General features: G+C 67.7%; 12 protein-coding genes. 5 read left to right on the top strand and 7 right to left on the bottom strand.

What is annotated here, in order from left to right; translation table 11 throughout:
* The first annotated feature begins 25 nt into the window (after window positions 1-25).
* Window positions 26-997 carry a UDP-glucose 4-epimerase GalE gene (galE, locus tag ACKTTN_RS14120; protein WP_407910547.1) on the top strand — a complete coding sequence of 324 codons (972 nt, stop codon included), beginning with the start codon at window positions 26-28 and terminating at the stop codon, window positions 995-997.
* A gap of 57 nt (window positions 998-1,054) precedes the next feature.
* Here galE and pip read toward each other — a convergent pair whose 3' ends face one another.
* From pip to ACKTTN_RS14100, 4 genes are all read right to left on the bottom strand, one after another.
* On the bottom strand, window positions 1,055-1,999 hold the full coding sequence (gene pip / locus ACKTTN_RS14115; protein ID WP_407910546.1) for a prolyl aminopeptidase: 945 nt from the start codon (window positions 1,997-1,999) through the stop codon (window positions 1,055-1,057).
* 68 nt (window positions 2,000-2,067) lie between these two features.
* Window positions 2,068-2,880 (bottom strand): peptide chain release factor N(5)-glutamine methyltransferase, encoded by an 813-nt coding sequence (prmC, locus tag ACKTTN_RS14110; protein WP_407910545.1) that lies wholly within the window; start codon window positions 2,878-2,880, stop codon window positions 2,068-2,070.
* Window positions 2,881-2,907: 27 nt separating this feature from the next.
* Complete coding sequence (locus ACKTTN_RS14105; protein ID WP_407910544.1) at window positions 2,908-4,137, bottom strand: GGDEF domain-containing protein; 1,230 nt, start codon at window positions 4,135-4,137, stop codon at window positions 2,908-2,910.
* 177 nt (window positions 4,138-4,314) lie between these two features.
* Window positions 4,315-6,999 carry a M1 family metallopeptidase gene (locus ACKTTN_RS14100; RefSeq protein WP_407910543.1) on the bottom strand — a complete coding sequence of 895 codons (2,685 nt, stop codon included), beginning with the start codon at window positions 6,997-6,999 and terminating at the stop codon, window positions 4,315-4,317.
* A gap of 213 nt (window positions 7,000-7,212) precedes the next feature.
* Between ACKTTN_RS14100 and ahpC the strand changes: the two genes are divergently transcribed.
* Window positions 7,213-7,776, top strand: a complete 564-nt coding sequence (gene ahpC, locus ACKTTN_RS14095) for an alkyl hydroperoxide reductase subunit C (protein WP_407910542.1) — start codon at window positions 7,213-7,215, stop codon at window positions 7,774-7,776.
* A gap of 177 nt (window positions 7,777-7,953) precedes the next feature.
* A complete protein-coding gene (gene ahpF, locus ACKTTN_RS14090) occupies window positions 7,954-9,534 on the top strand; it encodes an alkyl hydroperoxide reductase subunit F (protein ID WP_407910541.1) in 1,581 nt (526 codons plus the stop codon).
* Between the two features lie 58 nt (window positions 9,535-9,592).
* On the opposite strand, the gene ACKTTN_RS14085 is transcribed toward ahpF, so the two are convergent.
* Entirely contained in the window at window positions 9,593-10,120 is a 528-nt protein-coding gene (locus ACKTTN_RS14085) for a hypothetical protein (protein ID WP_407910540.1), read from the bottom strand.
* Between ACKTTN_RS14085 and ACKTTN_RS14080 the strand changes: the two genes are divergently transcribed.
* On the top strand, window positions 10,070-11,005 hold the full coding sequence (locus ACKTTN_RS14080) for a LysR substrate-binding domain-containing protein (protein WP_407910539.1): 936 nt from the start codon (window positions 10,070-10,072) through the stop codon (window positions 11,003-11,005). The genes ACKTTN_RS14085 and ACKTTN_RS14080 overlap by 51 nt on opposite strands.
* 125 nt (window positions 11,006-11,130) lie before the next feature.
* Entirely contained in the window at window positions 11,131-11,655 is a 525-nt protein-coding gene (locus tag ACKTTN_RS14075) for a hypothetical protein (RefSeq protein WP_407910538.1), read from the top strand.
* A 342-nt stretch (window positions 11,656-11,997) separates the two neighbouring features.
* On the opposite strand, the gene msrA is transcribed toward ACKTTN_RS14075, so the two are convergent.
* Together msrA and ACKTTN_RS14065 are read right to left on the bottom strand one after the other, a co-directional pair.
* Complete coding sequence (msrA, locus tag ACKTTN_RS14070; RefSeq protein WP_407910579.1) at window positions 11,998-12,657, bottom strand: peptide-methionine (S)-S-oxide reductase MsrA; 660 nt, start codon at window positions 12,655-12,657, stop codon at window positions 11,998-12,000.
* 113 nt (window positions 12,658-12,770) lie between these two features.
* Window positions 12,771-13,034, bottom strand: a complete 264-nt coding sequence (locus tag ACKTTN_RS14065) for a putative signal transducing protein (protein ID WP_407910537.1) — start codon at window positions 13,032-13,034, stop codon at window positions 12,771-12,773.
* Between the last annotated feature and the right edge of the window lie 18 nt (window positions 13,035-13,052).

The raw sequence follows: 13,052 nt of genomic DNA, 5'->3' as shown, positions 1-13,052 counted from the left end.
CCGCACGCCTCACACGGAAGCGACCATGCACATCCTCGTCTGCGGCGGCGCCGGTTACGTCGGCTCGCACGCCTGCCTTGCGCTCGCGCGCGCCGGACACGACGTCACCGTCCTCGACAACATGCTCACCGGGCATCGCGAAGCGGTGCGCTGGGGACGCCTCGTCGACGCCGACATCCTCAAGCCCGAAACGCTGGACGCCGCGTTCGACCGCAAGGTCGACGCGGTCATGCATTTCTGCGCGCGTTCGCTGGTCGGCGAGTCGGTGACCGATCCGTACGCGTACTACCAGAACAACGTCACCGGCACGGTCAACATGCTGGAGGCGATGCGTCGCCACGGCGTCGACCGCGTGGTGTTCTCGTCGACCGCCGCGGTGTTCGGCAATCCCGTCACCGACGTCATCGACGAGGCGCATCCGACCAACCCGATCAACCCGTACGGCGCGTCGAAGCTGATGGTCGAACGCATCCTCGCCGACGCGGCGAACGCCTACGGCCTGCGTTCGGTCGCGCTGCGCTACTTCAATGCGGCGGGCGCTGCGGCGGACGAAGGCATCGGCGAGTCGCACGAGCCGGAAACGCACCTGATACCGAATGCGCTGAAAGCGGCGAACGGCGATGGCGCGCGGCTGAAGGTGTTCGGCAATGACTACCCCACGCCCGATGGCACCTGCGTGCGTGACTACGTGCACGTACTCGACCTCGCCGACGCGCATCTTCGCGCGCTCGACTGGATGGATCGCGAGCCCGGCGCGCACCGCTTCAACCTCGGCAACGGGAACGGCTTCTCGGTGCTCGAAGTGATCGAAGCCGCGCGCAAGGTGAGCGGGCGCGACATTCCGTACGACATCGCGCCGCGTCGCCCCGGCGATCCGCCGGTACTGGTGGCGTCCAGCGCGCAGGCGCGCGAAAAACTCGGGTGGACGCCGAAGTTCGATCGGATCGAACCGATCATCGAAACGGCATGGGCGTGGCATCGCGCGCCGGCATATTGATCGACACGAAAAAGGCGAGCCGTGGCTCGCCTCTTTCTTTGCGGCACATCGCACGTATCAGCCTGCGAAGCGATCCGTCGCCGCGACCAGTGCGTCGATGTTCTCCAGCTCGAACGCCGAATGGCCCGACGCCGGCGTAATCACCAGCTGCGCCTGCGGCCAGACCTGGTGGAGGTCCCATGCGTTCTGCACCGGGCAGACCACGTCGTAACGGCCGTGCACGATCACACCGGGGATGTGCGCGATGCGCGGTGCGTCGCGCAGCAGCTGGTCGTCGGCGTCGAAGAAGCCGCTGTGCACGAAGTAGTGGTTCTCGATGCGCGCGAACGCCAGCGCGAACTCGGGTTCGTCGTGCGCCGCGGTGAAGTCGGGGTCGTAGTGCAGGAACGAGGTCGCGCCTTCCCATACGCTCCACGCGCGTGCCGCGGCGAGCCGCGTGGCGGCATCGTCACTGGTGAGGCGTCGATGGAATGCGCTGATCAAGTCGTGCCGTTCCACCGGCGGAATCGCGGCGATGTACTGCTGCCATGCTTCCGGGAACAGCCGCGACGCACCTTCCTGGTAGAACCATTCGAGTTCCCACCGGCGCAGCATGAAGATGCCGCGCAACACGAGTTCTGTGACGCGGTTCGGATGCGTCTGTGCGTACGCGAGCGCCAGCGTCGAACCCCACGAACCGCCGAACACCTGCCAGCGGTCGATGCCGAGCTTGTCGCGCAGGGTTTCGATGTCCGCGACGAGATGCCACGTGGTGTTGTCGACGAGGTCCGCATGCGGCGTCGAACGGCCGGAGCCGCGCTGGTCGAACAGCACGATGCGGTACTTGGCCGGATCGTGGAACTGCCGCATCTTCGGGCTGCATCCGCCGCCGGGGCCACCGTGCAGGATCACCACCGGCTTGCCGTTCGGGTTGCCGCACTGCTCGTAGTAGAGCGTGTGGCGGTCGTCGACCTGGAGCATTCCGCTGTCGAACGGTTCGATCTCGGGATACAGGCTGCGCATGGCGATCGGTCTCGGGGGAAGCCGGCAGTCTAGGGGCGCGCATCGCGCGGCGGCATGTGCCGTCCGGGCTACGGTGCGCGACCGGTCGTTACGCGATCGCGATGCTCCAGATCCGTCGCGGTGGTGACGTCGACCAGTCCTGCGTCGACGAATACGGCGCGCACCGCGATGCCCTGGTCGTAGCCGTGTTCGACGAGCAACCAGCCCCCCGCCACGAGGTGCGCGCGTGCGCCGCCGGCGATCACGCGGATGTCGTCGAGGCCGTCGATGCCGGAGGCGAGCGCGGATGGCGGCTCGTGGCGCAGGTCGCCCTCGTCCAGATGCGGATCACCCGCCGCGATGTACGGCGGGTTGCTGACGATGACGTCGAAGCGTTCGCCGGCGACGGGCGCGTACCAGCTGCCGTGGCGGAAATCGACGCGGTCGAGCTGCAGGCGTGCGGCGTTGCGACGTGCGACATCCAGCGCGTCCAGGCTCGCATCGGTCGCGACCACGCGCGCGTTCGGGCGTTCCCTGGCGAGCGCGAGTGCGATGGCACCGCTCCCGGTGCCGAGGTCGACGATCCGCGCCGTCGGCGCAGCATGTTCAAGCGCGAGTTCGACCAGGCGTTCGGTTTCGGGCCGCGGGATCAGGGTGGCCGGCGTGACGTCGAGATCGAACGTCCAGAAACCGCGTCGACCCGTCAGGTACGCAACCGGCTCGCCGGCGACGCGTCGCTCGACGAGTTGCATGAAGGCATCGCGCGCGATGTCGTCGATGGCGTCGTCGCCGTGCGCGAACAGCCACGAGGCGGGGCGGTCGAGCACGTGGGTCAGCAGTCGCTCGGCTTCACCGGCTTCGAGCCGCGTGCGTGCGTCGCGCAACAGGGCGTCGATGCGCATGCGGCGGCTCCGGGAAAAAGCGGGCGCCTATCGTACGTCGAGCGCAACGCCGTTCGCGGCATCCGCAACGGCGACCGTCTGTGCGGCCGACATCGCGACGACGCGATTGCGCCCTTCGTCCTTCGCCCGATACAGCGCGGCATCGGCGCGACGCATCGCGGCTTCCCAGTCCTCGCGGCCACGCATCAGTTCGGACACGCCGAAGCTCGCCGTGACAGCGCGACCGATCGCGGGAATGGGCGTGTCGCAGATCGCGGCGCGCAGGCGTTCGGCGACCGCCACCGCATCCTGCAGCGATGTCGACGGCAGCAGCAGGAGGAACTCCTCGCCGCCGAGGCGGAACGCAGTGTCGACGTCGCGCAGGCCACAGGCGACGCGAACGGCGGTCTCGCAGATCACGTCGTCGCCGGCGGCGTGGCCGTAGGTGTCGTTGACCGACTTGAATGCATCGATGTCCACCATCACCAGGGCGAGCGGCGTGCCGTAACGCTCGCTGCGCGCCTGTTCGCGCTGCGCGTAGTCGAACAGCGAGCGCCGGTTGAACAGGCCCGTGAGTGGATCGCAATGCACGAGGCGTCGCAGCTCAAGTTCCTTCGAGCGGAACATCAGCAGCGCGAGGCCCATCGTCAGCACCGCGATGAATACCAGGCCGAGCACGAACACCAGGGTCTGGAACGGATCGCGGTCGAAGCTGCCGGTGGGCGCTCCGAACACCAGCGCGTGAACGATGCGGACCACCAGGACGCCGCTGTTGAACAGGAACGACGCAGCGGCAAGGTTCTGGAAGCGTTCGCCGCGCGACGTGCCAGCCCGCCACAGCATCACGCCCGCGGTGAGGTCGAGCACGAGATAGATCGGCGCCAGCACCAGCACGCGCGTGGCGAGCACGCCCCATGCCTGCGGCGCGACGTAGCCGGCGGCGGCGGTCGCGAGCGCGATCAGGGACAGCGGTAGCCAGCGCGGCGGCTTGCCGAGGAAAACGCGGACACCCGCCAGCAGCGATACGTGCACGAAGGTAACGAGCGCATTGGCGACGGCGAGCGATTCGCGTCGCGGCAGGTGCAGCTGGAAGCCGAGGGTGAGGTGCGCGAGCAGGTGGGCGATGCCCGCGGCCAGGCCGGCGACGCCCCAGAACACGAGCGCGTCGTTGCGCATGCCGGCCAGCCGGATGCCCGCCATGGTGCCGGCCAGCAACAAGCCGGCCAGCCCGGTAACGAAGGCCAGCGTGGCGCTGTCGAGTTGGCCGATCAGGTCCATTGAGGCTCCCGCATTCCCATGCGGTAGCGAATGCAATATCCGTGCCCCAAGGCCGCTTGGTTCGCCCTCGCGTCGACCGGCGCGACGCCGGGGCCCGCCAAGGGCATCAGGCGCCCGGCGTCAAAACGACGACGGGCGACCCGAAGGCCGCCCGTCGCAGGGACCGCTACCCGGCGATCAGCGCGAAGCGACGTCCAGCGGCATGCCGGCGCGCGCCTTCTGCTGGGCGGCACACAGGCGGATGCCTTCGACCGTCTGCTCGAGCTCGCGCGGGCCGCCTTCGACCTTCTCCATGCGCGGCGCGAACTTGGCCTGCAGCGCGTCGGCGTCGGCGTCGCTGCACATGCCCGCCGAATAGAGGCCGACCAGGGCGGCGCCGGCCGGGGCGAGGCGCGCCTCGATCTCGGCGAAGTGCGCATCGGTCCAGTCACGCACAGCGCTGCGCGCCGCCGGGTTCTGGATCTGCCCCATCACGGTCGGGAAGATCTCGTTGCGACGCAGCAGGCCCTTCTCGAACACCAGCGCGCGGGCGCGTTCGTCGAGCGCCGGATTCCTCGTCGAACCCATCGCGGTCAGCAGCTCGCTGCGCAGCACCGCGTCCTGGCTGGCGCGGAACGCCTTTTCCGCGGCATCGAACGCGGGAACACCGCCCTCCTGCAGGGCGACGACGAGCGCGGTGTCCCGCAGGTCGCGGGCGACCGCATCACCGTGCAGCTGCCCATCGCCATCGAGGCCCAGCACCTGCCGCCCGACCCGGTTCATTTCCTTGCGCACGGCCGGATCCTTGAGGTCGGTCGCGAAGAAGTCGACCAGCGAACTGCGAAGCAGCGCGTCGTCGTCCGGCTCGCCGGCCTTTGCCGTCAGGCCGAGGCGCTCCAGGCGCGGGCGGTAGATCGCCGCGACCTTCGAATGGAACGCGTCACGCGCCTTGTCGTCGGCGAGCAGGTGCTCGCTCATCCATCCGGTGGCCGACATGCCGGCGGTCGCGGTCTGGCGCACGTTCGCATTGGCGAAGCGCGGCAGCGCCGCCAGCAGCTGCGATGGCGTCAACGTACCGGCGCCATACGCGGCGACCACCGAGTCCGCCACCATGCGCTGCTCACGCTCGTCCAGCGACGCGAACGCGTCGTTGAGCGACGTCTGCAGCTTCGGCGACAGCGCGAAGCGGTAGTAGCCCGCCCCGTACCCATTCGGCATCACCCACTTCGGGCAGCTCGTGGCCTGCGCGAGTTCGACGCGCGACTGCGCGCCGGTCACCAGCGACTTCTGTTCGCGCACCGTCGTCCCGTCGGCATAGCGGATGGTCATCGGAATGCCCCATTCGCCGGTCGCGCTCGCCGTCGAACCGATCGGCAGATAGCGCTGTTGCGTGATCGACAACGCGGGCTTCGCGCCCGAGCAGTCGAGATCCACCTTCACGTACGGCACGCCGGGCTGGTCGATGAAGCCGAAGAACGCCTTCGACACCGCGGCCGGATCATCGCTCTGCGCCGCCAGCGAATTGATGAGGTCCGCGCTCGTCGCGTTGCCGCGCGCATGCGACTTCAAATAGTTGCGAATGCCGTCGCGGAACTTGTCCTCGCCGATGTAGCGTTCGAACATCGCGAGCGTGGCGCCGCCCTTCTGGTAGGTGATGCCGTCGAACGCGGATTCGATGTCGCGGTAGTCGCGGATCGGTTCGTGCACGCGACGCGTCGACGCCAGGCTGTCGGCGCCCATCGCGCCGATCGCGCCCTCGAGCAGGCCGCGATCGGTATGCGCCTGCGGCTGCAGCTGGCCGTGGATCTTGTTGCCCATCCACGTGGCGAAGCCTTCGTTGAGCCAGATGTCGTCCCACCAGCGCGTGGTGACGAGATCGCCGAACCACTGGTGCGCAAGCTCGTGCGAGCTGGTGCCCCAGAAGCTCTGGCGACGGCCGACCGACGAGGTCTCGTCCGGGAACATCAGCGAATCGCGATAGACGATCAGCCCCGCGTTCTCCATCGCGCCCGCCCAGAAGTCGGGTGCGGCGAGGTTGTCGAGCTTGTCGAACGGATACGGGATGCCGAAGTAGTTCTCGAGCGCGGTGACGATCTCCGGCGTGTGCGCGAGCGAATACTTCATCTTGCCGCCCTGCCCGTTCGCGGCGACGCCGCGCAGGTGGACGGGCGACGTGCGATCTCCATTGGCCGCGATGTCGGGGCCGGGCACCACGTCCCACGGGCCCACGGCGAACGCGACGAGATAGCTCGGCAGCGCCTGCGTGCGCTTGAACGTCACCTTCTTCCAGCCGCCGGGCAGCGCCTCGGTCTTCGTTTCCGGCCCGTTGGCGACCGCGACGTCGTCCTGCGGAACGATCAGCGTCATGTCCCAGGGCTGCTTGAAGCTCGGCTCGTCGAACGACGGGAACGCGGTGCGCGCACCCAGCGGCTCCATCTGCGTCATCACGTAGTCGCGGCCGTCCGGCTTGACCTTGTACGCGCCCTGCAGCTGCCCGAACGGTGCCTCGAACGCGATGTCGAAGGTCGCCTTGCCGGCGGGAAGCGGCGTCTTCGACACCAGCTTCAGCACGCCGGACGGATCGACCTCGCTCACCGTCAGCTGATACGCCTTCTTGCCGACATGCGCCTGCGCGCTGGCGATGGTCAGGCCGCGGCCGTGCATCCACACGGTGTCGGTAGCGTCCGCGATGTCCGCATCGATATGCGTTGTGCCGCTGAAATTGGCCTGCTTCGGGTCGATCTTCAGCTCGAGCTGCACCAGCGTCGGCACTACGGTGCGCGGCAGGGGGCCGGTCGGCACGGTCGGGTCGGCGGCCTGCGCGGCGCCGCAGCTGGCGAGTGCGACGGCGAGGGCTAGGGCGTGGCGGCGCGGTCGGTGCATCGGTGGCTCCCGGAGATGAACGGCCGAGCGTACGTGGCTGCGGTGCGCGACGGCCTAGGTCGAAAGTCCCGGTGCCGGGACGGGCGTCGCGCTTTGCCCGCTCGCCATCAATTGACCCTGCCTATCGCCCAAATCCGATCCATCGATTTGATCAACCAGCCGCCGGCCGATACGATGGCCGCCGGTTCGTTCCCTCCCCGCACAGGAAATCGCATGTCGCTGATCAACAAGAAGGTCCCCGAGTTCAAGGCCCAGGCGTTCCACAACGGCAAGTTCATCGAAGTCTCCGACAAGAGCCTGCAGGGCCACTGGTCGGTGATCGTGTTCATGCCGGCCGCCTTCACCTTCAATTGCCCGACCGAAGTCGAGGACGCCGCCGAGAACTACGCGGAGTTCCAGCAGAACGGCGCCGAGATCTACATCGTCACCACCGACACCCATTTCTCGCACAAGGTCTGGCACTCGGTTTCGCCGGCCGTGGGCAAGGCGAAGTTCCCGCTGGTCGGTGATCCGACCCATGCGCTGACCAAGGCGTTCGACGTGCACATCGACGAGGAAGGCCTCGCGCTGCGCGGCACGTTCATCGTCAACCCGGAAGGCGTGATCAAGGCGTTCGAAGTGCACGACAACGCGATCGCGCGCGACATGAAGGAAGCGCTGCGCAAGCTCAAGGCCGCCAAGTACGTCGCCGAGCATCCGGGCGAGGTGTGCCCGGCCAAGTGGCAGCAGGGCGCCGAGACGATCAAGCCGTCGCTCGACCTCGTCGGCAAGATCTGATGCATCGAGGACGCCGCGCACGTCGCGCGGCGTCCATCGAGGGCTGACGGCAGCGGCGTCGCACGACGACGTTGCCACCAGCGTTCGAATCCCGCACATGCACGTCGACGCCGCCTTGCGCGGCGCTGTGGCGATGTGCGCCTTCCGCATTCCCCCGTTCGCCATGGAGCACCCCCCATGCTCGACGACAGCCTCAAGTCGCAGCTTTCCGCCTATCTCGAGCGCCTGCAGCAGCCGATCCGGTTGCACGCGTCGCTCGACGAGTCCGATGCATCGCGCGAACTCGAAGCGCTGCTGCGCGACATCGCGTCGCTGTCGGACAAGGTCGAGTACGCGCGCACCGATGACGACGCACGTCGTCCGTCGTTCGCGATCGTGCGCGCCGGCACCGATATCGACGTCCGCTTTGCCGGCATTCCGCTCGGCCACGAATTCACGTCGCTGGTGCTCGCACTGCTGTGGGTGGGCGGCCATCCGCCGAAGATCGAGGACGACGTCGCGCGGCAGGTGCGCGAGCTCGAAGGCGAGTTCCGTTTCGAGACCTACATGTCGCTTTCGTGCCAGAGCTGCCCCGACACGGTGCAGGCACTAAGCCTGATGAGCGTGCTCAACCCGAACATCCACCACGTCGCGATCGACGGCGCGCTGTTCCAGGACGAAGTCGAAGCGCGCGGCATCCTGTCGGTGCCGACGATCCTGCTCAACGGCCAGCCGTTCGACCAGGGCCGCGTCACCGTCGAACAGGTGCTGGCAAAGCTCGACACCGGCGCCGCATCGCGAGCGGCCGAATCGATCGCGAACAAGGACGCGTTCGACGTGCTCGTCGTGGGCGGCGGCCCGGCCGGCGCGGCGGCGGCGATCTACGCCGCGCGCAAGGGCATCCGCACCGGCGTTGCAGCCGAACGCTTTGGCGGCCAGGTGCTGGACACCATGGCGATCGAGAACTTCATCTCGGTGTCGTACACCGAAGGCCCGAAGCTCGCGACCGCGCTGGAGACGCACGTGCGCGACTACGAGGTGGACGTGATGAACCTGCAGCGCGCGACGAAGTTGCATCCGGCAGGCAGCGACGGGCTGATCGGCGTCGAACTCGAAAACGGGGCAAGGCTGAAGTCGAAGAGCGTGATCGTCACCACCGGCGCGCGCTGGCGGCAGATGGGCGTGCCCGGCGAGGAGCAGTACCGCAACAAGGGCGTGGCCTACTGCCCCCACTGCGACGGCCCGCTGTTCAAGGGCAAGCGTGTGGCAGTCATCGGTGGCGGCAACTCGGGCGTGGAAGCAGCGATCGACCTCGCCGGCCTTGTCGCACACGTCACGCTGATCGAATTCGATTCGCAGCTGCGCGCCGACGACGTGCTCCAACGCAAGCTGCGCAGCCTGAAGAACGTCGACGTGATCGTCAGCGGTCAGACCACCGAAGTGCTGGGCGATGGCGCCAAGGTCAACGGCCTGATCGTGAAGGATCGCGCCTCCGGCGAATCGCGCACGATCGAGCTCGAAGGCGTCTTCGTGCAGATCGGCCTGCTACCGAACACCGAATGGCTCAAGGGCAGCGTCGAAATGACATCGCGCGGCGAAATCGTCATCGATGATCGCGGCGCGACGAACGTGCCGGGTGTGTTTGCCGCTGGCGACGCCACGACCGTGCCGTACAAGCAGATCGTGATCGCGATGGGCGCCGGTGCGACCGCGGCGCTCAGTGCATTCGATCATCTGATTCGCACATCCGCTCCGGCAGAACAAGCGCAGGCGGCATAAGCGGCCTCGTCGCCGCGTCGTGCCGAATGCGCGGCGCACGGCGTTCGGTTCGTAAGCGCTAACGGGTCGTCCCGCCGCCCGATGCTGCGGCTGCATTGGCGCCCAGTATCTCGATTGCGGTTGCGGGTTCGGTTGCTATCCTGTTGCCGTGTTTTGATTCGCGCCAGCTAGCAGCAATCGTAGAGACCCGAAGGGCGGCGCGCAGGACGCGCGCCGTCGCCACCCGAGGCAGGATGCCGAGTGTGGCGATCGCGATGACGTCGCCCGGTCGCGAGCTGTAGATCCGTCGAGGAAGGTGCTTTCTTTTGGTTACTTTTCTTTGCACCAGCAAAGAAAAGTAACCCGGTCGCGCCAGCGAACGGAACGCCTCTGCTTTTGCGACCGTCGCCACGACCTGCGCGGCCCCGTGGCGACAGGCGCCGCCACCTTCGTCGACGCTTGCGACCACAGTCGGCAATGAAGCCGCCCATCGACGCAATGAATCAAAACCCCAATTCCGATGGAAAAGCGCCCACAGCGCCCCTACCATCGCCCCATGAACCTGCGTGACCTGAAATACCTCGTCGCCCTCGCCGACCACCGCCATTTCGGCCGCGCCGCGCAGGCGAGCTTCGTCAGCCAGCCCACGCTCTCCACGCAGATCCGCAAGCTCGAAGACGAACTGGGTGTGTCGCTCGTCGAACGCGCGCCACGCCGCGTCATGCTGACGCCGGTCGGCCGCGACGTGGCCGAACGCGCGCGCGGCGTGATCGCCGAAGTCGACCAGATGATCGAGCTCGCGCGTCGCAGCCGCGATCCGGAGGCCGGCAGCGTCCGCCTCGGCCTTTTTCCCACGCTCGGCCCGTACCTGTTGCCGCATGTGCTTCCGGGCGTGCGCGAACGCTTTCCGCGCCTGGAGCTGTTGTTGGTCGAAGAGAAGACCGACCAGATCCTGCAGCGCCTGCGCGATGGTCGGCTCGACGCCGGCATCCTCGCGTTGCCGCTGCACGACGACCAGCTGCGCGTCGAACCGCTGTTCGACGAACCCTTCGTGCTTGCCGCGCCGCGCACGCATCCGATCGCATCGCGCGGTGCACTGCATGGCGACGACCTGCGCGACGCAGACCTCCTGCTGCTCGAGGAAGGCCACTGCCTGCGAGACCAGGCGCTCGACGTGTGTCGCCTTGCGGGCGCAGGCGAACGCGATGGCTTCCGCGCCACGTCGCTCGAAACGCTGCGGCAGATGGTCGCTGCGGGCGTCGGCATGACGTTGCTGCCGATGCTCGCAGTGCAGCCGCCGGTTCCACCGTCACCCGACCTCGCACTCGTGCCGTTCGCGGGCGATGTCCCGCATCGGCGCATCGCGATGGTGTGGCGGCGCAGTTCAGCGATGGGCGATTTCCTCGAACAACTCGCCGCGGAATTCCGACGGCTGCCGGACGGCCTGCTCACGCCGCCCAAGGCCGCGGCAGCGCGACGTCGAAAAGGCTGAGGCGCGTGCGTCGGGGCGTTGCCATCGCGCTTGTAATCACTGCGATCGGCTGGTGGTTTTCGCCCGTCGGCCCCAGTCACCGGCGCGCGCGTGCCGCCGAAGCGGTCGGCGCGGTGAATTGCCCGATGCCGCCCGCCGTCAGCGCGTTCGGCGAACCCCTGCAGAGCGGGCTGCCATCCGGCGTCGGTCCGTTCCGCTTGCGCGCGGCCACGCTGCGTCCGCTTGCTGGGTTCAGCGTCGACGCGCGCGTGCTGTCGCGCGAGGACTATTCGATGGGGCGCGAATCCGACCTGTCGCCGACCGATCTCGCGCTGGGCTGGGGGCGCATGCGCGACGACGCGGTGCTGAAGCGCCTGGATATCTCGCAGTCGGGGCGCTGGTACATGTATCGCTGGTCGGGCGATGCGCCGATTCCGCCGGACGAGATCGTGCGCTCGAGCGCGAACATGCACATGATTCCGGCGAACGTCGCTGCGGCATCCGCACTGGCGGACGTGCATGCCGGGGATCGGGTGCGCGTCGATGGCTGGCTGGTGGAAGCCGATGCGCCGGATGGGTGGACGTGGCGCAGTTCGCTGTCGCGAGAGGACAGCGGGGATGGGGCGTGTGAGGTGATTTACGTTTGTTCGTTGCGGGCGGTGTCGAAGTAGCGTTCGGTTCTCGGCGACTGCAACTGCAACTGCAACTGCGTTTCGTGCGGTGGCAGGCCCGAGTAACTTTTCTTTGCTGGTGCAAGGAAAAGATAACCAAAAGAAAGCACCTTCCCGATGAGGTCTACAGCCCGCGATCGGCTGAGTTGGCCGCGACCCGCACACTCGCCATCCTGCCTCGGGCGCGAACGGAACACATCCATGTGCGCCGCCCTTCGGGTCTCGCGGGCTTCGTCGGCTGTTTCAGTTTCGATGTCTCGCGACTCCCGCCGGGCGAGCGATCGATTTGAGGAAACAGCAAAGGCATACGTCGCCGCTGCGTCCCGCTGGTTCGTACGAGCGTCAAGCCGCGTCGACACCCGCACCGATCGGACAACTCACACCGGTGCCACCCAACCCGCAATACCCGTTCGGAATCTTCGACAGGTATTGCTGGTGGTCGTCCTCCGCGTAGTAGAACGGCGGCGCGGGATAGCGGATTTCGGTGGTGATGTCGCCCAGTCCCGCATCGCGCAGTTTCGTGGCGTATGCATCGCGGCTGGCGATCGCGGCGTCGTATTGCGCCTGTGTCGTGCAGTAGATTGCAGAGCGGTATTGCGTGCCCGTGTCGTTGCCCTGGCGCATGCCCTGCGTGGGGTCGTGGCCTTCCCAGAACGCCTTGAGCAGCGCGTCGAACGTGACCTGCCCGGGGTCGTAGACGACAAGCACGGCTTCGGTGTGGCCCGTCTGGCCGCTGCAGACTTCGCGATAGGTCGGGTTCGGCGTTTCGCCGCCGGCGTAACCGACGGCCGTGGTGTGCACGCCGGGAATCGTCCAGAACAGCCGCTCGGCGCCCCAGAAGCAGCCGAGGCCGAACTGCACCTGCTCGAAGCCGGCGAAGTCACCCTGGATCGCGCGGCCGTGGACGTGGTGGGCGTTATCGACCGGCATCGGGCTCTCGCGACCCGGCAAGGCTTCGCCGGCGCGCGGCATGCGTTGTTTGTGCGCGCCGATTCCGAGCAGTTTCTCCAGCATGTGAACTCCTTCGACCGGCCGGGCCGGTGTGGCGGACAGCGCAGCATCCGCGATGCGAATGCGGCGTCGATGGATACGTCGCGCGGACGGCGACGGATGCGTCAGATCGGCGCGAGACCGGCATCCCAACCGGGTTCGGCGTCGACATCCGGCGGCGAGCCGAAATCCAGCGCCCGCACCACCGCGTCGGCCTGCGGCCACGCCATTTCCGGCACGCAGACCTGCACCACGCCGTAAAGCGGCAGCTCACCCATTCCGCCGGTGAGCGCCTCGCCGCGGATGAACACCGGGATGCCGGCGTCCTCGAGCGCATGGCGAACGAGATGGGCGTCGATGAGGTTCGCGGCGTCGTAGACGGGCTTCATGCGGGTCTCCCGCCGGGC

The organism is Lysobacter claricitrinus (assembly GCF_045866565.1).
GTDB classification, from domain to species: Bacteria; Pseudomonadota; Gammaproteobacteria; order Xanthomonadales; family Xanthomonadaceae; genus Cognatilysobacter; species Cognatilysobacter claricitrinus.
The sequence above is the reverse complement of the archived record's forward strand: the minus strand, read 5'-3'. Positions and strand labels throughout refer to the sequence as shown.